Here is a 21317-nt window from a genome sequence, read left to right on the forward strand (position 1 = left end):
ATAAGTTATGATGATTCTTGTCTTAAATGAATACAGTCTGGTAATGATGGCAGAGAGGCTACACCCGTTCCCATACCGAACACGGAAGTTAAGCTCTCTAGCGCCGATGGTAGTTGGGACCTTGTCCCTGTGAGAGTAGGACGTTGCCAGGCAAAATGGAGGATTAGCTCAGCTGGGAGAGCACCTGCCTTACAAGCAGGGGGTCGGCGGTTCGATCCCGTCATCCTCCACCATATATGTCGGAGGGGTAGCGAAGTGGCTAAACGCGGCGGACTGTAAATCCGCTCCTTCGGGTTCGGCAGTTCGAATCTGCCCCCCTCCACCATTCTTAATTAATGGGCTATAGCCAAGCGGTAAGGCAACGGACTTTGACTCCGTCATGCGCTGGTTCGAATCCAGCTAGCCCAGCCATTAAGAGCCATTAGCTCAGTTGGTAGAGCATCTGACTTTTAATCAGAGGGTCGAAGGTTCGAATCCTTCATGGCTCACCATTTTAACAAAATATGCGGGTGTGGCGGAATTGGCAGACGCACTAGACTTAGGATCTAGCGCCTTTGGCGTGGGGGTTCGACTCCCTTCACCCGCACTTTTAATAAAATAACTCAAACATGTCTTGCGGAAGTAGTTCAGTGGTAGAATACAACCTTGCCAAGGTTGGGGTCGCGGGTTCGAATCCCGTCTTCCGCTCCAATTTTCAATATGACATGCCGGGGTGGCGGAACAGGCAGACGCACAGGACTTAAAATCCTGCGGTGGGTGACCACCGTGCGGGTTCGACCCCCGCCCTCGGCACCATATGCGCCCGTAGCTCAATTGGATAGAGCGTTTGACTACGGATCAAGAGGTTAGGGGTTCGACTCCTCTCGGGCGCGCTTTTATTAACGGGAAGTGGCTCAGCTTGGTAGAGCACCTGGTTTGGGACCAGGGGGTCGCAGGTTCAAATCCTGTCTTCCCGATATTCCCAAAAACATGGGGCCTTAGCTCAGCTGGGAGAGCGCCTGCCTTGCACGCAGGAGGTCAGCGGTTCGATCCCGCTAGGCTCCACTTTATTTATTATATGTCTCGGAGGTATACCCAAGTTCGGCTGAAGGGATCGGTCTTGAAAACCGACAGGCGGTGAGAATCGCGCGGGGGTTCGAATCCCTCTACCTCCTCCATTTTATTTTTAAATGGTTTAGACATAAATAATAAAATATTTCTTTTTCCTTCATGGAGGTATACCCAAGTTCGGCTGAAGGGATCGGTCTTGAAAACCGACAGGCGGCGAGAGTCGCGCGGGGGTTCGAATCCCTCTACCTCCTCCATTTTTTAAAAATATTATATTGTCGCGGGGTGGAGCAGCACGGTAGCTCGTCGGGCTCATAACCCGAAGGTCGCAGGTTCAAATCCTGTCCCCGCAACCAAATGGTCCCGTGGTGTAGTGGTTAACATGCCTGCCTGTCACGCAGGAGATCGCCGGTTCGACCCCGGTCGGGACCGCCATTTATGTTGGCTCGGTAGCTCAGTCGGTAGAGCAGAGGACTGAAAATCCTCGTGTCGGCGGTTCGATTCCGTCCCGAGCCACCATTTTTTTATGCCGACTTAGCTCAATTGGTAGAGCAACTGACTTGTAATCAGTAGGTTGGGGGTTCAAGTCCTCTAGTCGGCATCCTTTAGGGGCATAGTTTAAAGGTAGAACTGAGGTCTCCAAAACCTCCAGTGTGGGTTCGATTCCTACTGCCCCTGTAAGTATATGGGCCTATAGCTCAGCTGGTTAGAGCGCACGCCTGATAAGCGTGAGGTCGATGGTTCGAGTCCATTTAGGCCCACCATATATTATTCCGCAGTAGCTCAGTGGTAGAGCTATCGGCTGTTAACCGATCGGTCGTAGGTTCGAGTCCTACCTGCGGAGCCATGGCCCGTTGGTCAAGTGGTTAAGACACCGCCCTTTCACGGCGGTAACACGGGTTCGAATCCCGTACGGGTCATAAAAAAAAGAGTCAGCAATATGCTGACTCTTTTTTATTTTGTAGAATCCTCTGTTATCAACTGATTTTCCTGAAATAAATAAAGGAATTTAGGAAAAGCTATGGTATGTATAAAAAGGAGGAGACAAAATGACACGAGTGAGAGACTTTATGAGTACTCATGTTGTACATTGTACACCGCTAGACAATGTATATGAGGCTGCTGTAAAGATGAAAGAAGAATCGATTGGATTGATTCCAGTTGTTGAAAATGAGCAAGTTGTTGGGCTTGTTACGGACCGAGATTTAGTTGTTCGTGGGATTGCTGAGAAACATCCTGGATCTAATAAAATTACAAATGTAATGACAACAAACATTGTTTCAGTTTCTCCAGATGATTCTATTGAAACAGCTACAGAGTTAATGGCACAGTATCAAATTAGACGATTACCAGTAGTTGAAGGTGGTCAACTTGTTGGGATGCTAGCACTAGGTGATTTAGCCATAAGAGAATCGGCAGATGATCAAGCTGGATTTGCTCTAAGTGAAATCTCGGAGCACACGGAGTGAAGAGAGACTTTCATTAGTGGGATAAGTTACGTATCAAAATCAGATGCATTATTCTAGTATATGGATTAAACTAATATGTTAGCATGATGTATCTGAGACATTATATAATAAGTATATAGTTAGTAATTTCGACAGTTTATTTAAATTTGTCATTCCTAATTTTAAATAAGAGAAAAAATGATATACTGATAGATATAAGTATTATGAAAGATTTCGAATATAACAATATTCATTGTTAATGATGTAATAATGGATTAATATTTCCTATGTAGACAAAAGGGAAGGGGAATTATATGAGGGCTGTACAGCGCGATCCAAATTGGAATTTGGTTACAGATACATATATAGAACCAAATAATTTCGCTGAATTATTATCTTTACTTGTACCTTGTCATCCAAAAGGTGAAGGGAAAGAACGAACTATATTAGTGTGGAAAGAAAAAGAATTTTATAAAGAAGAAAATTTAGCGGCATTTATCGTATATGGAATGAATAAAGTAAAGAATTTACCGCAGTTTCATAAAGATGAAATTCCAACTCTAGTACGTATTCTTCGTTTATGCCAAGAGATTGGTTGGTATGAAGAAGCAAATACTTTTATGATAACTCAAGGACTAGCTGAGTTTGTTCACACTTCATTGGAATATGAAACGTGGGATCTTTTGACGCAAGCGGTTGCTTTAAACTATTTAATTATTAAATATCGTATTGGTGAATTGACTGATGGGGATGTAGAAATTTGGGATAGAGTTAAATTTAATGAGAAATGTATAACGGATTGTAAGCATCTATTATCTCATAAAGAAGTATTGGAATTTACATTCTTTTATATGTGTAAGAGAGCTAAATTACTATCAAAAGAGCAATTAAATAGTGATATGATGAGTCTAGCGATGTATTGTAATACGTTTGTGTATGACTTATACACACATGACTTATTACGAAAATATCGTAAGTGTACAGACTTCCTATCATATTATGGACCTAGTCAAGCGGTGTTAGCTTGTCAAAGAGCTGTACTTTCTCAAATTTCAGATCGATTAGACCCACTCAAGACTACTCATGTAGATGATTATTTATATGTAATGAAAGAAATGATGGAGCATATGACGATAGGAATAATGGATCGATATGATCATTTTATCGGGAAGTTATTATCATATGTGCCATTTTTCGAAATGATTCAAGTTCCACAACATGCATATTATTGTGAAGAATTACTGTATATTTGTAAGGGCATTGAATATAAAGAAGAAATATTACGCAATTATATATTTATACAATTACATGATTGTTTGCCATCATTCTTTAAACTATTTCTTAAAAATAAGCGTTATGCAACGATTCATGACATTCTGTTCTATTGGTGCGATGATGAGCAAAGAATGAGCTTAGAGAAAAAATATAATCTTAGCTTTATTTATGAAAAATATGCTTGCGGATAAAGAGCATTTTCTATATAAAAAATTTATATAAATTAAAAAGGATCTCAAATTTATTTGAGATCCTTTTTTTATTAGTAAAACAAGGAGAACGCAATTAAGACGAGAAATAACATTCCATAAAGGAGAAATTGTGCCGTATTGCTTCCTTGTATACCAAAAAAAGTATTTATTTTTGTGTATAAATTCAATATATATTTTATCGGATTATCTTTGAAAGATCGGTACACAGTGTCTCCTCTTTCTAAGCTTCTTGTTCGTGTTTTTTGTTAGTAGGGACATTGATGTATCTGGCTATGAATAATAAAACAGCCATAAAGAATACAGGGAATACGGTAGATAAATAAAAACCATTACTAATAATATTTGTTATTAGGGCACTTAATAGAAAGATGGCATTATATATATGGGCAATTTTTTGTTTTAGTTGTACTTGAAAAGATTCCATCATAATTTCTAAAGCAACAAAAGCAATGATAATAGATAAAAATACAGTATTTGTATTGTAAATGATTAAACAACAGATTAAGCCTAAAAAGGCTAAGTATTCAATTAAGAGAGGTATATTGATATTGCGTGGCATACAATTTACCTAACTAAATATGGCAGTGGATTTACTGCATTTGTTTTTTCAAAATTCCATTCTCCATTGTGTAATTCAAAATGAAGATGTTGCCCGTATGAATGACCTGTGTTTCCCATATGACCTACTAATTGTCCAGCTTGTACTTGATCACCAGCTTGTACAGCGCGATCTTTCATGTGTGCATAGACTGTTGTATATAATTTCCCGTTTATTTGATGGGCGATGAACACAACATTGCCATAGCTAGCTGAATAATAGGATTTCACCACTTTACCTGCTGCCGCCGCCTGGATAGAGACATTACCTTGAGCTGCAATATCTATACCATAATGCATTTGTTCCCAGCGAATATCAAAGGTTGAGCTAATTCTTCCTTGAGTAGGAAATTTGAAAACTGCTGGAATGGAAGTAGGTTGAGCTGTTTGAGCTTGTGATTGTGTTTGATTTTGCATCACATAATGTTTTGCCACGTATCCGTATCCTGTGCCAAAACGAATTTTATACCAAGTTCCCACAGTTTCCACTACTTGTATTTGTGTACCATTTTGTAATGAACCTAGTAGTGCACTACTTGTACTAGCGTTGCTACGTACATTAAGTTTAGGTGTTGCAACTGTGTATTTCGTATTATTTTGAACTGTGATGCCTTTTACTAAAGGCTGTGAACCATTAGACACGAACGTTTTTTGTACGTAACCTGTTTTGCCATTATGTAAAATTTTATACCACTCGCCTTGTTCTTCTTGAATGGTAACGAATTTCCCATTTGGTAATACATCTAAAATTGAAGATTCTAAATTAGGCTCAGAACGAACGTTTAATGCATTGGCATTAACGATGTATTGATTATTAGATTGAAGTTTGTTTTTTAGTAGAATAGCATCTTTTTGTACGTAACCTACTTTATTATTAACAGATACTTTATACCAGCCATTAGTTGTTTCAAGTATGTTCACTTTCGTATTAAAGCGAATTGTATCAAGTGAAGAGCTATTTGCGTTATCTTTTGTATGTAAGGCTACTTGATCGACTTTGACATATCCAATTTTCACATTAGATAATTGTTCAGCGTTGGCTGTTTGTATATTTGTTTCTCCCATAGAAGGAAGTAAAGAGGCAATTGCGACAGTAGTTGCTGTTAAAGCAGTAGCTTTCATATTCATATAATAGAGACCTCCTCTAGTTGTATAGTTGTAATTTTATTATAGTATAAAGATATAATATAGTGGGTGTATTCACATAAATGTAATATGAAATCAATATAAAAATAAATTTTTTGAGGATAATGATTCCTTTTTATCCAATTAATTAGGATAATAATTTTTAAGATAGAATATAAGTATTATATAGTTTTGTTACTTTGTTGACAATTGAGAAAATTAAAACAGTTGATGATGTCTTATTACGATGTTATACTGACAGTGTTAATTTCATAGTTTGCTAGGAGAGCTGGTGTTGCCAGCTGAGAGTAGGCCGTAAGCCTTTGATCCTTTTCATTACCTGATCTAGATTATGCTAGCGTAGGGAAGCAATTCGGACACTAATAATGAGTCCCCGTTTCTTTGCGTATAGAAACGGGGCTTTTTTGTTTGAAAATTTCATATTGAAACCACTAGGGGTGCTTGTTGTGCTGAGAGAGGAATAATCCTTAACCCTTATAACACCTGATCTAGGTAATACTAGCGAAGGGAAGTGGAGCAACGAATAAATCATAATTTTATTTGCTGTAACCACTTCTTATTTAGAAGTGGTTTTTTATTTATATACACATACAGGAAGGGGATAGGGAAATGAAATTTTGCGATAGATTATTAGAAACTGTACAACCAGTTTGGGAGATGAGTCATAATCATCCGTTTGTAGTAGGTATGGGGGATGGCACGTTAGAAAAAGATAAGTTTCAGTATTACATTATTCAAGATTATTTATATTTGTTAGATTATGCAAAGCTATATGCGATTGGTGTTGTAAAGGCAACGAATCCACAAGTAATGGGGAAATTCGCTGAACAAATTGATGGCATATTAAATGGAGAAATGACAATCCATAAACAGTATGCAAAAAGACTTGGAATTTCTATAGAGGAGATAGAGTCAGCAAAACCATCTGCTAAAAATTTAGCTTATACAAATTACATGATGTCTGTATCTCAAAATGGCACACTTGCGGAATTAATAGCGGCTCTTCTTCCATGTATGTGGAGCTATTGGGAAATTGGAAAGCGTTTAAATGATATTCCTGGAGCAAGAGATCATGAGTTCTTTGGTGAGTGGATTCAAGGATATAGTTCTGAAGAATACGGTAATCTTTGTATTTGGTTAATAGATTTATTAAATGAAATGGCAGTTGGAAAGTCTGAAAAAGAGCTAGATCGATTAGAGGAGATTTTCCTATATTCCAGTCGATTTGAATATTTATTCTGGGATATGTCCTATCGTAAGGAGATGTGGGGATTTGAGGAGCAAGAACATACTACAGTTTCATAATGTTTCTTTTCATTATGATGAGAAACCAATCATCAATGAATTAAATGCTTCTATACAAGATAAAGAGTTTGTAAGTATTATCGGACCGAGTGGATGCGGGAAAAGTACTTTATTTCGCCTTATTACAGGTTTAGAAGAGGCGAGTACTGGACAGATAGAGCTGACAGAAACAAAGAGTCATCCTGTAGGCTATATGCCCCAAAAAGATATGCTCCTGCCATGGAGAACGATTATTGAGAATGCTGCTTTGCCGCTAGAGTGCCAAGGTGTACAGAAGAAAGAAGCACAAATAAAGGCAAAGGAACTGTTACATAAATTTGGCTTACAAGGGTATGAGACAAAATATCCGAAAGATTTATCTGGTGGTATGAGGCAACGCGTATCTTTCATTCGAACCTTATTAACAGGCGGGGAGATATTGTTGTTAGATGAACCGTTTAGCGCGTTGGACGCTTTAACGAAGGCATCTTTGCAAGAATGGCTGTTTGAACAATGGAAAGAGTGGGAAAAAACAATCTTATTTATCACTCACGATGTGGAAGAAGCATTGTTTCTTTCTAATCGAATTTTAGTAGTAGAGCAGCAACCGATAACTACTTTAACCGAGAGGGTTGTACCACTTGATCGTAATCGAACAAGAAAAGATTTATATAAGCCTGAAGTGTTAGCGCTTAAAGATGAGCTTCTTAGTATGTTACAAAGGCAGGTACTCGTATGATGAACCGGTTGAAGGAGCTATTACCTGCTCTTACACTTTCTAGCATCTTACTTGTCTTCTGGGAAGTAGGCGCAAGAATCGTAGATGAAATGTACATTTTACCGTCACCGTCTGCAATTGTAATGAAGATATGGAAACTAAAAGATATATTATTCACGGTTCATTTGCCGGCAACATTATACGTCGTTTTAATAGGGATAGCTATTTCTATCGTACTTGGAGTAGGGCTAGCGATGTTAATGAATGCGAGTAATTGGATGGAGAGAGCATTTTATCCATTATTAGTTGCTTCACAAACGATTCCGATTACAGCGCTTGCTCCGCTTTTCGTTTTATGGTTTGGATATACGATTTGGAGTAAGGTTGTTGTTACGGTATTAATTACGTTTTTCCCAATTGCGGTCAATACGTATGATGGACTACGGAGTACGAAAAAAGAATGGGAGGAGCTCTTAGTTACGTACGGGGCAACGAAAAAAGATGTTTTTCTTAAATTAAAGTTGCCATCTGCTCTTCCTTATTTTTTCTCAGCTTTAAAAATTGCAGTTCCGCTTAGTGTAATTGGGGCAGCAATTGGTGAATGGCTCGGTGCACAAGCTGGGCTAGGGTATTTCAGTAAAAGAATGATGACGCAGTTAGACGGAGCAGGTGTATTTGCACCGATTGTATTGTTATCATTATTAGCTATTTTCTTCGTCATACTTATTTCGGTATTAGAAAAGAAATTCATTAGTTGGAGGAAGCATTCATGAAATTTTTAAAACGCATCTTTGTGTTTACATTATTAGTTGCAATGATCGCTGGATGTTCTAGTAATTCAGCATCAGATAAGGGTAAAAAGGAAAAAGAAATAACGGTCATGCTTGATTGGTACCCAAATGCGGTACATAGCTTTATTTATGCGGCAATTGAAAAAGGATACTTTAAAGAAGAAGGAGTAAAGGTGAATATTAAATTCCCTTCCAATCCGACTGACCCATTAACTTTAGCAGCTGCAGGAAAAGTAACAGTGGGCTTATATTATCAGCCTGATGTTGTTATGGCAAAAGCAAATGAACAAATTCCAGTGAAATCAATTGGAGCTGTCGTACGTTCACCATTAAATCATGTTGTATCGCTGAAATCAGCAGGCATTCAATCGCCGAAAGATTTAGAGGGGAAAACAGTTGGATATTCTGGAACACCTTTAAGTGAGATGTATTTAAAAACGATGGTAAAAGAAGCTGGTGGTAATCCAGATACAGTGAAAGTAGTCGATGTGGGCTTTGATTTAGTACCGGCATTAATTACGAAAAAAGTGGATGCGGTAACGGGGGCATACATTAACCATGAAGTACCTGTTATGCGTCATGAAGGTCATGAACCAGCGTACTTTAATCCAGCTGATTACGGTGTACCGAATTATCATGAGCTTGTATTTGTAACAGGTGATAAAACGTTGAAAAAAGATAAAGAAGCGTTGCAAGCTTTCTTACGTGGTACGAAAAAGGGCTATGATTTCATGAAGAAAAATCCAGATGAAGCATTAAATATTTTATTAAATCACCAAGAAAAAGAAAACTTCCCACTTGTACCAGAAGTTGAAAAAGAAAGTATGAAAATTTTATTAGAGAAGATGGAAACGAAAGATGAGCCATTCTTATCGGATTCAAAAGAATCATGGGAGAAACAAAATAAATGGCTGAAGGATAAAGGAATGACGAAAGAAATCGTTCCAGCCGATGAATTATTCGAAAACATTTTAAAGTAGGCGAATGAATATGAAAAATGAGCTTCATGTAATCTCAAATGGTCACATGTCATTCGAAGAGTTAGTGAATGTAGCGATGCAAATTGAAAGTGAGATTGATTATTTGCATATTCGTGAGCGTGAGAAAAGTACGAAGGAATTGTATGAAGGTGTGGAAAGTCTTTTGAAGAAAGGCTTTCCGGCATCGAAGATAGTGATAAATGATCGAATTGATATTGCTATTTTATTAAACATTCCGCGCGTACAGCTAGGATATCGAAGCGCAAATGTAAGGTCAGTGAAAGAAAAGTTTTCTTATTTGCATGTGGGTTATTCTGTGCATTCTTTAGAAGAGGCGATTGATGCATTTAAGAATGGAGCGGATTCACTCGTCTATGGTCATGTATTTCCGACAGATTGTAAAAAAGGTGTGCCAGCAAGAGGGCTTGAAGAGGTTTCAGACATTGTAAAGTGTTTATCCATACCGATTACAGCAATTGGCGGAATTACCACAGAAAACACCAGGGATGTTCTTACTAACGGCGTCAGTGGTATTGCTGTTATGTCTGGAATTATAAGTAGTAGTAACCCGTATAACAAAGCGAAATCTTATAAGGAATCAATAAGAAAGTGGGCGGAAAAACATGTGTAAGAAGTATGATGTAGCGATAATTGGCGGTGGTGTAATTGGTAGTTCAGTTGCACATTTTCTAGCAGAAAGAGGACATAAGGTAGCGATTATAGAGAAGCAAAGAATTGCATCTGAAGCCTCGAAAGCAGCCGCTGGTTTACTTGGGGTTCAGGCAGAATGGGATGCATATGACCCACTATTTGAACTTGCAAGAGAAAGCCGTGCTATATTTCCACAACTTGCAGAAGTTTTACGTGAAAAAACAGGCATCGATATTGGGTATGAAGAGAAAGGCATTTATCGCATTGCCCAAAATGAAGAGGAGAAGGAAAGAATTCTTCACATTATGGATTGGCAGCAGAAAACTGGTGAAGATTCTTATTTTCTAACGGGAGATCGTTTACGAGAGAAAGAACCATTTCTTTCTGAGTCAATCATAGGTGCTGTATATTATCCGAAAGATGGTCATGTTATTGCACCAGAGCTTACGAAAGCATTCGCACATTCTGCATCATTTTCGGGTGCTGATATATATGAACAGACAGAAGTTTTTGATATTCGTATTGAAAATAATAAAGTGACTGGGATTGTGACGAGCGAAGGTAGTATCACATGTGAAAAAGTTGTTATTGCGGGTGGTTCATGGAGCACGAAGTTACTGCGTCATTTTCACCACGAATGGGGTACATATCCAGTTAAAGGAGAAGTAGTAGCGGTAAGAAGTAGAAACCAACTTTTAAAGGCTCCTATTTTCCAAGAAAGATTTTATATTGCACCAAAGCGCGGCGGACGTTACGTAATTGGAGCAACGATGAAGCCTCATACGTTTAATAAAACTGTGCAGCCAGAAAGTATTACTTCTATATTAGAGCGTGCGTATACGATATTACCAGCTTTAAAAGAAGCAGAGTGGGAAAGCACATGGGCAGGGTTAAGACCACAATCGAATCACGAAGCTCCTTATATGGGAGAGCATGAAGAAATAAAAGGTTTATATGCTTGTACTGGGCATTATCGAAACGGTATTTTATTAAGTCCTGTTTCTGGTCAGTATATGGCGGATTTAATAGAAGGAAAGCAGGAGAATCACTTGCTAGATTCATTGCTTTCTAAAACAGTTTAGAAAGGGGCTGGAAGTTTGAATTTAAAAATTAATGGTAATCAAATTGAAGTGCCAGAGAGTGTAAAAACAGTAGCTGAGCTACTTACACATTTAGAGTTAGAAAACAGAATCGTTGTAGTAGAGCGTAATAAAGATATTTTACAAAAAGATGATCATACAGATACATCTGTTTTTGATGGAGACCAAATTGAGATTGTAACTTTCGTAGGAGGCGGTTGATTATGTTAAATATTGGACCATTTTCATTTCATTCTAGACTTTTATTAGGAACAGGAAAATTCCCTGATTTTGATGTGCAGCAAAAGGCAATTGATGTATCTGAGGCGGAGGTTTTAACGTTCGCAGTACGTCGTATGGACATATTTGATGCAAAGCAGCCTAATTTATTAGAGAAACTTGATGTGAAAAAATATAAGTTATTACCGAATACAGCTGGAGCAAAAAATGCCGAAGAAGCGGTTCGTATTGCAAAATTAGCAAAAGCTTCGGGGCTTTGCGACATGATCAAAGTAGAAGTTATTGGTGATGATAGAACGTTATTACCTGATCCAGTAGAAACGTTAAAGGCATCTGAAATGTTACTAGAAGAAGGATTTATCGTTCTTCCGTATACATCTGATGATGTTGTATTAGCACGTAAATTACAAGAACTAGGTGTGCATGCAATTATGCCAGGAGCATCACCAATCGGTTCAGGGCTTGGTATTGTAAATCCGTTAAATTTAAGCTTCATTATTGAACAAGCGACAGTACCAGTTATCGTTGACGCTGGTATTGGTAGTCCAGCTGATGCGGCATTTGCGATGGAATTAGGAGCGGATGGTGTGTTATTAAATACGGCTGTGTCGGGAGCAAAAGATCCAATTAAGATGGCATACGCAATGAAATTAGGTATCGAGGCAGGGCGCATTGGCTTTGAAGCGGGTCGTATTGCACGTAAACGTTGTGCAACAGCAAGTAGTCCTTTAGAAGGAATGAGCGTAGTTGAATAATCGATATTCTCGCCAAGAATTATTTTCTCCAATTGGAGAAGAGGGGCAACGAAAGATAAGAGAAAAGCATGTACTCATTATCGGTGCAGGTGCATTAGGTAGTGCAAATGCAGAGATGTTTGTAAGAGCTGGTGTTGGCACAGTAACGATTGTTGACCGGGATTATGTCGATTGGAGTAATTTACAAAGGCAGCAATTGTATGCAGAGAGTGATGTAGAAAATAATCTTCCGAAGGCTGTAGCGGCAAAAAAACGTCTAGAAGAGATCAATCGTGAAGTAAGAATAGAAGCTCTCGTTCAAGATGTAACAGCTGAGGAATTAGAAGAACTCGTTACAAACGTTCATGTAATTATTGATGCAACTGATAATTTTGAAACGCGTTTCATTGTGAATGATATAGCGCAAAAACATTCTATTCCATGGATTTACGGAGCATGTGTAGGGAGTTACGGCCTTTCTTATACAATTCTTCCTAGTAAAACGCCATGTTTATCTTGTTTATTACAATCGATTCCGCTTGGCGGAGCGACATGTGATACAGCGGGCATTATATCTCCTGCTGTATCTCTCGTCGTTTCTCATCAAGTTACGGAAGCTCTTAAATTGTTAGTGGAAGATTACGAATCACTTAGAGATGGGCTTGTGTCGTTTGATGTATGGAAGAATGAATATTCATGTATGAATGTGCAAAAGCTTCGTAAGCATAATTGTCCTTCGTGTGGAGAGAATGCGATATACCCGTATTTAAATAAAGAAAACACATCGAAAACAGCAGTTTTATGCGGGAGAAATACAGTTCAAATTAGACCACCTCATAAAGAAGAAATGGATTTTGAACGATACAAAGAGCTGCTGAATGATCGTGTGAATGATTTAAATGTAAATCCATATTTATTATCATTTTCTGTGGAGGAAAAGAGATTAGTTGCTTTCAAAGATGGACGTGTACTTGTACATGGAACGAAAGATATAAGCGAAGCAAAAACGATTTATCATCGCTATTTTGGATAGAAAAGGATGAGTGGGATGAAAGTAAATAAAGCTTTAACAATTGCAGGATCTGATAGCGGCGGCGGTGCCGGCATTCAAGCAGATTTAAAAACATTCCAAGAGCTTGGTGTGTACGGAATGACAGCTATTACGGCAATTACTGCTCAAAACACGCTTGGCGTTCAAGGGGTATATCCAGTTCCGTTAGAAGGTATTACGGAACAGTTGAATTCAATTGGTACGGATTTAACACCAGATGCTGTGAAACTAGGAATGTTATTTAGTAGCGAAATTATTCAAATTGTAGCAGAACATATTAATAAATTTGGCTGGAATAATATTGTACTAGACCCTGTTATGATTGCTAAGGGCGGTGCATCATTATTACAACAAGAAGCAGTACAAGCATTAAAAGAATATTTATTACCAGTAGCAACCGTTGTAACACCGAATGTTCCTGAAGCAGAAGTGTTAACTGGGATGGAGATTCATAATGTTGAAGATAGCAAGGAAGCTGCGAAAGTACTGCATGAATTAGGTGCGAAATACGTGCTTATGAAGGGCGGACATGCAGAATATCAAGGTAATGAAGTAATTGATTTACTCTTTGATGGTGAGCAATTTATCGAATTTAGAAGTGAGCGAATTCCTTCAAAGCAAACGCACGGAAGTGGGTGCACATTTGCTTCAGCGGTTACAGCAGGACTTGCGAAAGGCTACTCTATTGAAGAGGCAGTTCAAGAAGCAAAACGATTTATTAGTATAGCAATTGAAGAGCCATTGAATATTGGAAGTGGTCATGGGCCGACGAATCATTTTGCGTATAAGATGAATAATACACGTGTATAAAGACAGGAGAAGCCAGTTTGCTAACTGGCTTTTTTTCTGTTTACTTTTTCCAAATACAGGAGTAATATATCAGCCAGAATATATTTTTTGTAATACGCTGAGTCCAAATATAAGGAGCGGAGGAACCAATTTGTGCAGTGTCACTAGGGGTGAATCTTTCAATTTTGAAAGTAGGGCTACTCTCAAAGTCCGAATCCGACAGCTAACTTCGTAAGCGTCTTGAGAGAGGGCGGTGTCAGAATGGATACATCACTTCATCGATCTGATTAGTATAGGGGAATATCAATCTATGTTTGAGTTCCTTTATGCTAAGGAGGATGAGGTACATGGAACTAACACTTATTTGTGTTGGAGAAGAAAGCAAGGTAAATAGTTTAAGAGATTTAGTAGCATTTCAACATGAGTTAATCATCTTTACAGCAAATGAAGAAATAGCGGATGAAGTTAGGGATTGTGGATTTGATTGGACGTATAGTTGTAGTAAGGAGCAGGATTTTACTAGTATTTGTGAGTGTATTAAAAAGGTGATTTTACTAGGTGATGAGCTTCCAATCGTTAGCTTCTTCACAGAACACATTCGCTTTTCTTTTCAAGCACCTATTACTGTTGTTACAAGGAATAAACGATATCCAGCGAGGCTCTATGAAGTAATGGGAGCTACATTTGTCGTGTTTACGAATTGTGATAATATTTCTTTTTTATTTTTTGAATAGGGCGGGGGAAAAGAAGATGAAAGTGTTGTTATTAGGAGATATAGCGAATCGTTGGGCGGTATCGGTAGAGCGAGTTCAAGAATTGGTGGTGCTCGATCCTATTTTTCCAAGGCCCTATATTATATTGCCAACAAAAGACGCTTTATATTTAAAAACAGATGTTATCGAATATGAGCAACTACATGCAGAATTGTCACAAGTTTATATTCGCGGGAGAAATTTACGTGCTTTTTTACGAGGGGAATAAATAGTGAGTGAAAAAAGAGCGAATGCGAAGTGCAACAAGCTATGCACTTCATGTCATTCGCTCTTTTTATTTCGTATTTAAAAGGCTATTTCTGTGAAAAGGAAAGAAAAGACGAGAAAACAGATGAAAGAATATTAATAATACTCAATGTAAGCGTTTAAATAGATGGATATTTTCTTATTTTCAGTAATTTGCCTCTTTACAAGTTAAATATAGAGGAGTATATTTACTCTCATAAATCATTCATAAAATTTCCAAAAAAACCTAAAATCGCTGAGTTCCAGAAATGGAGCGGGGGAACCAATTTTGTGCATCGTCACTTGGGGTGAATCTTTCAGTTTTGAAAGTAGGGCTACTCTTTAGGCCCGAATCCGACAGCTAACCTCGTAAGCGTTTAGAGAGGAGGTTTACTTTGTGTTGTTCATTTCGAACACTAAGTAGAGCTTAGTGTTCTTTTTTTGATAACTTAATGGTAAATTTTTACAAAAAAGAGAGGGATATCTATGTTAGATGTTGTAATGATCGGGATTTTTGTTGTGTTAGTCGCATCGATGGCAAGTCTTGCGAGTTGGTCAGATAAAGTTTTGAAAGAAGGGAAGCAATCATGACGATTGCCTTATCGGTTATTGTTGGAGCAATTACGGTGTACTTAGTGTATGCATTATTAAATCCGGAAAAGTTTTAATTAGGGGGAGTCATTCATTATGATCTGGGTCGCAGTTGTTATTACAATGCTGTTGTTTATTCTTGTGGCAAAGCCAACGGGAATTTATTTAGAAAAAGCCTTTCAAGGGAGTAAAAAGCTAGATAAAGTATTCGGGCCTTTTGAAAAACTTATTTTTAAAATTACGGGTGTAAAAGAATACAATCAGACGTGGAAACAGTACGCATTGTCATTAGTTTTATTAAATGGATTTATGATTGTTGTCGTATATTTCATTTTCAGGCTACAAGGAGTATTGCCATTAAATCCAGCACACATTGAAGGAATGGAGCCTACGCTCGCTTTTAATACAGCAATTAGTTTTATGGCTGATACAAACTTACAGCATTATAGCGGTGAAAATGGTTTATCTTATTTATCACAATTAATCGGAATTACATTTTTAATGTTTGCAGCACCGGCAACGACGTTAGCGCTCGTTATGGCATTTATAAGAGGGCTTGCTGGAAAAGAACTCGGTAACTTTTTCGTTGATTTTACGAGAGCTTTAACGAGAGTATTTCTTCCTATCGCATTTATCGCGGCACTAATCTTTGTCGCACTTGGTGTACCACAAACGTTAGAAGGTGCAGTTACAGCACAAACGATTGATGGGGCAAAGCAAAGTATATTACGCGGGCCTGTTGCATCATTCGTTTCCATTAAAGAACTTGGAAATAACGGCGGTGGATTTTTCGGAGCGAACTCTACGCACCCATTCGAGAATCCAGGACAAATGAGTAATATTTTGCAAATGATGCTTATGATGTTACTGCCAACAGCACTTCCATTTACGTACGGACGAATGGTAGGTAATAAAAAGCAAGGACGTATCCTTTTCGTATCATTGTTCATGGTTTTCTTACTAGGATTTATAACGATTACGACATCTGAATTACATGGAAACCCAGTATTGAATCAAATGGGTATCCAGCATGTACAAGGAAGTACGGAAGGAAAAGAAGTACGATTTGGAACAGTATTTTCTTCCCTTTATGCGACAGTAACGACAGCTGCTGAAACCGGAGCCGTTAATACGATGCATGATACGTTAACACCAATTGGCGGATTAGTACCACTCGTAAATATGATGTTAAATACAGTATACGGCGGCGTTGGAGCAGGCTTTGTGAACATTATTATGTATGCGATTATCGCAGTCTTTATATCTGGATTGATGGTTGGACGGACACCAGAGTTTTTAGGTAAGAAAATTGAAGGGAAGGAAATGAAATTAATTGCGGTAACAATACTATTTCATCCACTGCTTATTTTAGGATTTTCAGCATTAGCTCTTTCAACAAATTTAGGAACGGATGCTATTTCTCATTCCGGTTTCCACGGTTTGACGCAAGTGGTATATGAATATACATCGTCAGCTGCGAATAATGGATCTGGATTTGAAGGATTAGCGGATAATACACCGTTTTGGAATATTACAACTGGTTTAGTTATGTTTTTAGGCCGCTATTTCAGTTTAATTACGATGCTAGCTGTTGCAGCTTCATTGAAAGAAAAGACGGTAGTACCAGAAACAGTCGGGACATTCCGTACGGATAATAGTTTATTTGGTGGTATTTTTATCGGAACGATTGTAATTGTCGGTGCATTAACATTTTTCCCGATGTTAGTACTTGGCCCAATTGCAGAATTTCTTACATTGAAGTAATGGAGGGTAAATGATGAGACCGGTAGTAGTAAAAGAAAAAAGAGTAAATGAGTCACAAATACATGCTGTAGAAGATGAAGTTAGACAAGCAAAAACGATGGATCGTGATATCGTGAAACACGCGATGAAGCAATCCTTTGCGAAATTGAATCCGAAAGTCATGATAAAGAATCCGATTATGTTTGTTGTAGAAATTGGATTTATCATTACGTTTATTTTATCTTTTCTTCCAAGTCATTCTAGTAGTGTACCAGGATGGTTTAATATAACAGTTTCTCTCATTCTCTTATTTACAGTTTTATTTGCTAACTTTGCAGAGGCGTTAGCGGAAGGACGGGGGAAAGCGCAAGCCGATTCTTTAAAACAATCGAAGAAAGATGTGTTTGCAAATGTTGTAAAAGAAAATGGAGATATTGTTCAAGTTTCAGCAACTGATCTGAGAAAAGGTGACGTTGTTATTGTAAAACAAGGAGAAATGATTCCAAGTGATGGGGAAGTCATAAAAGGACTAGCGTCTGTTGATGAATCTGCGATTACAGGGGAATCCGCTCCTGTTATAAAAGAAGCGGGCGGTGATTTTTGTTCCGTAACAGGTGGTACGATGGTCGTCAGTGATGAAATTACGATTGTCATTACAAGTAATCCAGGTGAATCATTTATCGATAAAATGATTTCGTTAGTAGAAGGGGCTGCTCGTCAAAAAACGCCGAATGAGATTGCTTTAAATACAGTATTAACGAGCTTAACTCTTATTTTCTTAATCGTTGTTGTGACGTTACCGATTTTTACAAACTATTTAGGATTCCAAATTGATACAGCTGTACTTGTTGCGTTGTTAGTTTGTTTAATTCCAACGACAATTGGTGGGTTATTATCAGCGATTGGTATTGCTGGGATGGACCGAGTGACAAAGTTCAATGTATTAGCAATGTCAGGGAAAGCGGTAGAAGCTGCGGGTGATATTAATACAATTATTTTAGATAAAACAGGTACGATTACTTTCGGGAACCGGATGGCACATACACTGCTTCCTGTAGGTAATGAAACGATTGAGCAAGTTGGAAAATGGGCTGCGATTAGTTCTGTTTTAGATGAAACACCAGAAGGCCGATCTGTTATCGAATATGTAAAAACGAAAGCTCTATCATATGATAGAGCACTTGCAGAACAAGGTGAATTTGTTCCATTTAAAGCAGAAACGAGAATGAGTGGTGTCGATTTACAGGATGGAACGAAAGTGAGAAAAGGTGCTGTTGGTGCTGTTATTGAATGGGTTAGGTCACAAGGCGGAACGATTCCGAAAGATGTAAATCAAAAAGCAGATTCCATTTCCAAAGAGGGCGGAACACCCCTTGTCGTTGCTGTAGATAATCGTGTTTACGGTTTAATTTATTTAAAGGATACAGTAAAGCCAGGTATGCGTGAGCGTTTTGAACAATTGCGTCAAATGGGGATTAAAACGGTTATGTGTACGGGTGATAACCCATTAACAGCAGCAACCATTGCAAAAGAAGCAGGGGTAGATGAATTTGTTGCTGAGTGTAAACCAGAAGATAAAATTGCGGTTATTAAAGCAGAGCAAGATAAAGGGAAACTTGTAGCGATGACAGGTGATGGTACAAATGATGCTCCGGCACTAGCGCAGGCTGACGTTGGATTAGCAATGAATAGTGGGACGACAGCTGCGAAAGAAGCAGCGAATATGATTGATTTAGATTCGAACCCGACAAAAATTATTGAGGTTGTAGGAATCGGTAAGCAATTGTTAATGACGCGTGGTGCGTTAACGACGTTTAGTATTGCGAACGATATTGCAAAATATTTTGCAATCATTCCAGCAATGTTTACACTTGCGATTCCGCAAATGGAAGCATTAAACATTATGAAATTAACATCACCACTGTCAGCGATTTTATCAGCATTAATATTTAATGCAGTTATTATTCCATTACTCATTCCATTGGCGATGAAAGGTATCGCATATAAACCGATGAGTTCGAACGCACTACTTGGCCGAAACCTACTTATTTATGGGCTTGGTGGGGTTATTGTACCGTTCATTGGAATTAAAGTAATTGATATAATTGTCGGCTTGTTTATATAAGGGAGAGGGGAAAAAGATGGCGAAGAAACAAAATATACTATCACCAATCATCCGTATTACTTTTACATTTTTAGTGCTGTGCGGCCTTGTATACCCGCTTATTGTTACCGGTATTGCACAAGCAGTAATGAAGGATAATGCGGATGGAAGTCTAATATATAATGATAAAAATGAAGTAATTGGTTCTAAATTAATTGGTCAAAATTTCACAGATCCACGTTATTTTCAGGGGCGTGTTTCTAGTATTGAATATAAAGCAGAAGCATCAGGGTCTAATAACTATGCACCGTCTAATCCAGATTTGGCGAAACGAGTAGAGAAAAGTATTGAAGAGTGGAAGAAACAAAACGGGGCTGTTCCAGTTACAGAAGTGCCGATCGATTTAGTGACGAATTCAGGTTCAGGGCTAGATCCTGACATTAGTCCACAGGCAGCTGCTGTACAGGTGGATCGTATCGCTAAATTAACGAATATTCCGAAAGAAACGCTAGATCAGTTGATTAAAGATCAAACAGAAGGTGCAGCACTTGGTTTATTTGGAGAAGATCGCGTGAACGTCTTAAAGTTAAATTTAGAATTACAGAAACTACTGAAATAGTAACAATGCTACCTCAATCTAACGGATTGAGGTAGCGTTGTTTCGAAAGAAAGGTTGTGAGTGTTTTGTATGCGGATGACTATAAACCCACTTTTCAAAGGCGAACACCGGAAGAGTATTTAGAATATATTCGCCAGCAAAATCGGGGGAAGTTAAAGCTATATGTAGGAGCGGCTCCAGGAGTAGGGAAAAGTTATAAAATGCTCTTTGATGCTAGAGAGATGAAAAAGGATGGTACGGATATTGTAATTGGTTTAATTGAAACGCACGGAAGAAAAGAGACAGAAGAAGCAATTGCTGATTTAGAAAAAGTTCCTTTAAAAGAAATAGAGTATAAAGGGAAAGTATTTTATGAACTTGATGTGGAAGGAATTATAAAACGTGCACCGCAAGTCGTTGTTGTGGATGAACTTGCGCATAGTAATATTCCTGGTTCTAAAAATAAGAAACGTTATATGGATGTACAGGAATTGCTAGATGCCGGTATATCCGTCTTATCAGCGTTTAATATTCAACATTTAGAAAGCGTACATGACATTGTAGCCCAAATTACAAATGTCAAAGTGCGAGAACGTATTCCAGATTTCATTTTACAAAAAGCAAATGAAATTCAGCTCGTTGATGCAACGCCGGAAGTATTAAGGAAGAGATTAATAGATGGGAAGATATATAAAGAAGAAAAAATAGAGCAAAGCTTACAAAATTTCTTTACGCTCAATAATTTAGGGGCACTCAGAGAATTATCGCTTCGTGAAGTGGCAGATGATATGGACGAGAAAATTAGCCAAACCGTTATAGAACCGATTGGCGTGAAAGAAAAAATTCTCGTTTGTGTACAATACAGTTCAACAGCGGAAAAATTAATAAGACGGGGATGGCGCATGGCTGATCGGCTAAACGCTGAATTGTATGTATTAAATGTTGAAAGGGAAAATATAGATTCTCTTTCAGCGGGGAAAAAGCAAACAATTGAAGAGTGGAAGTCGCTAACGAATCAATTTGATGCAAGTTTTGTATTAGAAGAAGCAAACGGTAGAAAGCCGGCTGATGTTATTATTGAAGTCGCGAAAAAACTACAAGTAACGCAAATTTTACTCGGACAATCGGCAAGAACAAGGTGGGAAGAAATTCGAAAAGGTTCAATCGTAAATGAAATTATGAGGCAAACGAAGTATATCGATATTCATATCGTTGCGGATCAAAGAGTTTAAAATAGAGAC

General features: G+C 38.1%; 22 protein-coding genes, 20 tRNA genes, 1 rRNA gene and 4 riboswitches. Of the genes, 41 read left to right on the top strand and 2 right to left on the bottom strand.

The genetic code is table 11. The features are described from left to right. Nucleotides 1–36: 36 nt before the first annotated feature. The 23 genes from rrf to ACHZK0_RS03820 all read left to right on the top strand — a co-directional run bounded on the left by rrf (nucleotide 37) and on the right by ACHZK0_RS03820 (nucleotide 3961). Nucleotides 37–152 (top strand): 5S ribosomal RNA (rrf, locus tag ACHZK0_RS03710). A gap of 5 nt (nucleotides 153–157) precedes the next feature. Next, a tRNA-Val gene (locus tag ACHZK0_RS03715) sits at nucleotides 158–233 on the top strand. 8 nt (nucleotides 234–241) lie between these two features. Beyond that, a tRNA-Tyr gene (locus tag ACHZK0_RS03720) sits at nucleotides 242–325 on the top strand. Nucleotides 326–336: 11 nt separating this feature from the next. Beyond that, nucleotides 337–411: transfer RNA gene (locus ACHZK0_RS03725), tRNA-Gln, on the top strand. A 4-nt stretch (nucleotides 412–415) separates the two neighbouring features. After that, nucleotides 416–491 (top strand) — tRNA-Lys (locus tag ACHZK0_RS03730). A 14-nt stretch (nucleotides 492–505) separates the two neighbouring features. Continuing rightward, nucleotides 506–586 (top strand) — tRNA-Leu (locus tag ACHZK0_RS03735). A 29-nt stretch (nucleotides 587–615) separates the two neighbouring features. After that, nucleotides 616–690, top strand: a tRNA-Gly gene (locus ACHZK0_RS03740). A 16-nt stretch (nucleotides 691–706) separates the two neighbouring features. Beyond that, nucleotides 707–795, top strand: a tRNA-Leu gene (locus ACHZK0_RS03745). Nucleotides 796–798: 3 nt separating this feature from the next. Next, nucleotides 799–872: transfer RNA gene (locus ACHZK0_RS03750), tRNA-Arg, on the top strand. Nucleotides 873–882: 10 nt separating this feature from the next. Further along, nucleotides 883–956 (top strand) — tRNA-Pro (locus ACHZK0_RS03755). Nucleotides 957–971: 15 nt separating this feature from the next. After that, nucleotides 972–1044, top strand: a tRNA-Ala gene (locus tag ACHZK0_RS03760). Nucleotides 1045–1064: 20 nt separating this feature from the next. Continuing rightward, a tRNA-Ser gene (locus ACHZK0_RS03765) sits at nucleotides 1065–1157 on the top strand. A 54-nt stretch (nucleotides 1158–1211) separates the two neighbouring features. Then, nucleotides 1212–1304, top strand: a tRNA-Ser gene (locus tag ACHZK0_RS03770). A 22-nt stretch (nucleotides 1305–1326) separates the two neighbouring features. Then, nucleotides 1327–1403: transfer RNA gene (locus ACHZK0_RS03775), tRNA-Met, on the top strand. A gap of 3 nt (nucleotides 1404–1406) precedes the next feature. Continuing rightward, nucleotides 1407–1482 (top strand) — tRNA-Asp (locus ACHZK0_RS03780). 8 nt (nucleotides 1483–1490) lie between these two features. Then, a tRNA-Phe gene (locus ACHZK0_RS03785) sits at nucleotides 1491–1566 on the top strand. 9 nt (nucleotides 1567–1575) lie between these two features. Then, nucleotides 1576–1648, top strand: a tRNA-Thr gene (locus ACHZK0_RS03790). A gap of 6 nt (nucleotides 1649–1654) precedes the next feature. Further along, nucleotides 1655–1725, top strand: a tRNA-Trp gene (locus tag ACHZK0_RS03795). Nucleotides 1726–1734: 9 nt separating this feature from the next. Further along, nucleotides 1735–1811: transfer RNA gene (locus ACHZK0_RS03800), tRNA-Ile, on the top strand. Nucleotides 1812–1819: 8 nt separating this feature from the next. Then, nucleotides 1820–1894: transfer RNA gene (locus tag ACHZK0_RS03805), tRNA-Asn, on the top strand. A gap of 1 nt (nucleotide 1895) precedes the next feature. After that, a tRNA-Glu gene (locus ACHZK0_RS03810) sits at nucleotides 1896–1967 on the top strand. A 129-nt stretch (nucleotides 1968–2096) separates the two neighbouring features. Then, entirely contained in the window at nucleotides 2097–2516 is a 420-nt protein-coding gene (locus tag ACHZK0_RS03815) for a CBS domain-containing protein (protein WP_262743560.1), read from the top strand. A gap of 293 nt (nucleotides 2517–2809) precedes the next feature. Further along, on the top strand, nucleotides 2810–3961 hold the full coding sequence (locus ACHZK0_RS03820) for a DUF3965 domain-containing protein (RefSeq protein WP_262743561.1): 1152 nt from the start codon (nucleotides 2810–2812) through the stop codon (nucleotides 3959–3961). A gap of 241 nt (nucleotides 3962–4202) precedes the next feature. On the opposite strand, the gene ACHZK0_RS03825 is transcribed toward ACHZK0_RS03820, so the two are convergent. Both ACHZK0_RS03825 and ACHZK0_RS03830 read right to left on the bottom strand, forming a co-directional pair. Further along, nucleotides 4203–4541, bottom strand: coding sequence for a hypothetical protein (locus ACHZK0_RS03825; protein ID WP_262743562.1), 339 nt, complete (start codon nucleotides 4539–4541; stop codon nucleotides 4203–4205). A gap of 5 nt (nucleotides 4542–4546) precedes the next feature. After that, nucleotides 4547–5707 (bottom strand): SH3 domain-containing protein, encoded by a 1161-nt coding sequence (locus ACHZK0_RS03830; RefSeq protein WP_262743563.1) that lies wholly within the window; start codon nucleotides 5705–5707, stop codon nucleotides 4547–4549. Between the two features lie 269 nt (nucleotides 5708–5976). Continuing rightward, nucleotides 5977–6088: riboswitch (TPP riboswitch) on the top strand. Nucleotides 6089–6148: 60 nt separating this feature from the next. Continuing rightward, nucleotides 6149–6252: riboswitch (TPP riboswitch) on the top strand. Nucleotides 6253–6334: 82 nt separating this feature from the next. On the opposite strand from ACHZK0_RS03830, the gene tenA reads away from it, so the two are divergent. The 18 genes from tenA (at nucleotide 6335) to kdpDN (ending at nucleotide 21308) form a co-directional block, all read left to right on the top strand. Continuing rightward, nucleotides 6335–7030, top strand: a complete 696-nt coding sequence (tenA, locus tag ACHZK0_RS03835; protein ID WP_000666826.1) for a thiaminase II — start codon at nucleotides 6335–6337, stop codon at nucleotides 7028–7030. Continuing rightward, the gene (locus ACHZK0_RS03840; RefSeq protein WP_001256807.1) at nucleotides 6999–7748 is read left to right on the top strand and encodes an ABC transporter ATP-binding protein; all 750 of its coding nucleotides are present in this window, start codon (nucleotides 6999–7001) and stop codon (nucleotides 7746–7748) included. The genes tenA and ACHZK0_RS03840 overlap by 32 nt, the downstream gene beginning before the upstream one ends. Further along, the gene (locus tag ACHZK0_RS03845) at nucleotides 7748–8500 is read left to right on the top strand and encodes an ABC transporter permease (protein ID WP_262740930.1); all 753 of its coding nucleotides are present in this window, start codon (nucleotides 7748–7750) and stop codon (nucleotides 8498–8500) included. Before ACHZK0_RS03840 ends, ACHZK0_RS03845 begins: the two co-directional genes overlap by 1 nt. Continuing rightward, a complete protein-coding gene (locus ACHZK0_RS03850; protein WP_270607033.1) occupies nucleotides 8497–9498 on the top strand; it encodes an ABC transporter substrate-binding protein in 1002 nt (333 codons plus the stop codon). The genes ACHZK0_RS03845 and ACHZK0_RS03850 overlap by 4 nt, the downstream gene beginning before the upstream one ends. A 10-nt stretch (nucleotides 9499–9508) precedes the next feature. Then, the gene (gene tenI, locus ACHZK0_RS03855) at nucleotides 9509–10129 is read left to right on the top strand and encodes a thiazole tautomerase TenI (RefSeq protein WP_262740924.1); all 621 of its coding nucleotides are present in this window, start codon (nucleotides 9509–9511) and stop codon (nucleotides 10127–10129) included. Next, entirely contained in the window at nucleotides 10122–11231 is a 1110-nt protein-coding gene (gene thiO / locus ACHZK0_RS03860; protein WP_097863268.1) for a glycine oxidase ThiO, read from the top strand. Before tenI ends, thiO begins: the two co-directional genes overlap by 8 nt. 15 nt (nucleotides 11232–11246) lie before the next feature. Next, the gene (gene thiS / locus ACHZK0_RS03865; RefSeq protein WP_001049508.1) at nucleotides 11247–11450 is read left to right on the top strand and encodes a sulfur carrier protein ThiS; all 204 of its coding nucleotides are present in this window, start codon (nucleotides 11247–11249) and stop codon (nucleotides 11448–11450) included. Between the two features lie 2 nt (nucleotides 11451–11452). Continuing rightward, nucleotides 11453–12223: a thiazole synthase gene (thiG, locus tag ACHZK0_RS03870; RefSeq protein WP_063263448.1), complete on the top strand. Its 771-nt coding sequence runs from the start codon at nucleotides 11453–11455 to the stop codon at nucleotides 12221–12223. Further along, a complete protein-coding gene (locus ACHZK0_RS03875) occupies nucleotides 12216–13235 on the top strand; it encodes a thiazole biosynthesis adenylyltransferase ThiF (protein WP_061679175.1) in 1020 nt (339 codons plus the stop codon). Before thiG ends, ACHZK0_RS03875 begins: the two co-directional genes overlap by 8 nt. Nucleotides 13236–13241: 6 nt before the next feature. Next, nucleotides 13242–14063 carry a bifunctional hydroxymethylpyrimidine kinase/phosphomethylpyrimidine kinase gene (gene thiD, locus ACHZK0_RS03880; protein WP_131934209.1) on the top strand — a complete coding sequence of 274 codons (822 nt, stop codon included), beginning with the start codon at nucleotides 13242–13244 and terminating at the stop codon, nucleotides 14061–14063. A gap of 85 nt (nucleotides 14064–14148) precedes the next feature. Continuing rightward, nucleotides 14149–14296: riboswitch (cyclic di-AMP (ydaO/yuaA leader) on the top strand. 93 nt (nucleotides 14297–14389) lie between these two features. Continuing rightward, nucleotides 14390–14776 (top strand): hypothetical protein, encoded by a 387-nt coding sequence (locus tag ACHZK0_RS03885; RefSeq protein WP_262740921.1) that lies wholly within the window; start codon nucleotides 14390–14392, stop codon nucleotides 14774–14776. Between the two features lie 16 nt (nucleotides 14777–14792). Then, on the top strand, nucleotides 14793–15023 hold the full coding sequence (locus tag ACHZK0_RS03890) for a hypothetical protein (RefSeq protein ID WP_262740920.1): 231 nt from the start codon (nucleotides 14793–14795) through the stop codon (nucleotides 15021–15023). Between the two features lie 261 nt (nucleotides 15024–15284). After that, nucleotides 15285–15430, top strand: a riboswitch (cyclic di-AMP (ydaO/yuaA leader). Nucleotides 15431–15526: 96 nt separating this feature from the next. Then, a complete protein-coding gene (locus ACHZK0_RS03895) occupies nucleotides 15527–15631 on the top strand; it encodes a signal peptide protein (RefSeq protein WP_395761165.1) in 105 nt (34 codons plus the stop codon). After that, nucleotides 15628–15708: a K(+)-transporting ATPase subunit F gene (gene kdpF, locus ACHZK0_RS03900; RefSeq protein ID WP_000150657.1), complete on the top strand. Its 81-nt coding sequence runs from the start codon at nucleotides 15628–15630 to the stop codon at nucleotides 15706–15708. The genes ACHZK0_RS03895 and kdpF overlap by 4 nt, the downstream gene beginning before the upstream one ends. A gap of 19 nt (nucleotides 15709–15727) precedes the next feature. Continuing rightward, nucleotides 15728–17395, top strand: coding sequence for a potassium-transporting ATPase subunit KdpA (kdpA, locus tag ACHZK0_RS03905; RefSeq protein ID WP_395761166.1), 1668 nt, complete (start codon nucleotides 15728–15730; stop codon nucleotides 17393–17395). A 13-nt stretch (nucleotides 17396–17408) separates the two neighbouring features. Continuing rightward, the gene (kdpB, locus tag ACHZK0_RS03910; protein WP_262740929.1) at nucleotides 17409–19499 is read left to right on the top strand and encodes a potassium-transporting ATPase subunit KdpB; all 2091 of its coding nucleotides are present in this window, start codon (nucleotides 17409–17411) and stop codon (nucleotides 19497–19499) included. Nucleotides 19500–19515: 16 nt separating this feature from the next. Further along, a complete protein-coding gene (gene kdpC, locus ACHZK0_RS03915; RefSeq protein ID WP_270607034.1) occupies nucleotides 19516–20097 on the top strand; it encodes a K(+)-transporting ATPase subunit C in 582 nt (193 codons plus the stop codon). 56 nt (nucleotides 20098–20153) lie between these two features. Beyond that, nucleotides 20154–21308: a KdpD-like non-kinase potassium sensor gene (kdpDN, locus tag ACHZK0_RS03920; protein ID WP_395761167.1), complete on the top strand. Its 1155-nt coding sequence runs from the start codon at nucleotides 20154–20156 to the stop codon at nucleotides 21306–21308. Nucleotides 21309–21317: the final 9 nt, after the last annotated feature.

The sequence above is a fragment of the Bacillus sp. 3G2 genome, assembly GCF_044324725.1.
Classification (GTDB): Bacteria; Bacillota; Bacilli; order Bacillales; family Bacillaceae_G; genus Bacillus_A; species Bacillus_A mobilis.

Bases quoted from the DNA above. Each gene is read 5' to 3' on its own strand.
- kdpB (WP_262740929.1), top strand. From the start codon at position 17,409: ATGAGACCGGTAGTAGTAAAAGAAAAAAGAGTAAATGAGTCACAAATA.
- ACHZK0_RS03890 (WP_262740920.1), top strand. From the start codon at position 14,793: ATGAAAGTGTTGTTATTAGGAGATATAGCGAATCGTTGGGCGGTATCG.
- kdpC (WP_270607034.1), top strand. From the start codon at position 19,516: ATGGCGAAGAAACAAAATATACTATCACCAATCATCCGTATTACTTTT.
- ACHZK0_RS03815 (WP_262743560.1), top strand. From the start codon at position 2,097: ATGACACGAGTGAGAGACTTTATGAGTACTCATGTTGTACATTGTACA.
- ACHZK0_RS03885 (WP_262740921.1), top strand. From the start codon at position 14,390: ATGGAACTAACACTTATTTGTGTTGGAGAAGAAAGCAAGGTAAATAGT.
- tenA (WP_000666826.1), top strand. From the start codon at position 6,335: ATGAAATTTTGCGATAGATTATTAGAAACTGTACAACCAGTTTGGGAG.
- thiD (WP_131934209.1), top strand. From the start codon at position 13,242: ATGAGTGGGATGAAAGTAAATAAAGCTTTAACAATTGCAGGATCTGAT.
- ACHZK0_RS03825 (WP_262743562.1), bottom strand. From the start codon at position 4,541: ATGCCACGCAATATCAATATACCTCTCTTAATTGAATACTTAGCCTTT.
- ACHZK0_RS03845 (WP_262740930.1), top strand. From the start codon at position 7,748: ATGAACCGGTTGAAGGAGCTATTACCTGCTCTTACACTTTCTAGCATC.
- thiO (WP_097863268.1), top strand. From the start codon at position 10,122: ATGTGTAAGAAGTATGATGTAGCGATAATTGGCGGTGGTGTAATTGGT.
- ACHZK0_RS03850 (WP_270607033.1), top strand. From the start codon at position 8,497: ATGAAATTTTTAAAACGCATCTTTGTGTTTACATTATTAGTTGCAATG.
- ACHZK0_RS03830 (WP_262743563.1), bottom strand. From the start codon at position 5,707: ATGAATATGAAAGCTACTGCTTTAACAGCAACTACTGTCGCAATTGCC.
- kdpA (WP_395761166.1), top strand. From the start codon at position 15,728: ATGATCTGGGTCGCAGTTGTTATTACAATGCTGTTGTTTATTCTTGTG.
- kdpF (WP_000150657.1), top strand. From the start codon at position 15,628: ATGACGATTGCCTTATCGGTTATTGTTGGAGCAATTACGGTGTACTTA.
- ACHZK0_RS03820 (WP_262743561.1), top strand. From the start codon at position 2,810: ATGAGGGCTGTACAGCGCGATCCAAATTGGAATTTGGTTACAGATACA.
- thiG (WP_063263448.1), top strand. From the start codon at position 11,453: ATGTTAAATATTGGACCATTTTCATTTCATTCTAGACTTTTATTAGGA.
- ACHZK0_RS03895 (WP_395761165.1), top strand. From the start codon at position 15,527: ATGTTAGATGTTGTAATGATCGGGATTTTTGTTGTGTTAGTCGCATCG.
- tenI (WP_262740924.1), top strand. From the start codon at position 9,509: ATGAAAAATGAGCTTCATGTAATCTCAAATGGTCACATGTCATTCGAA.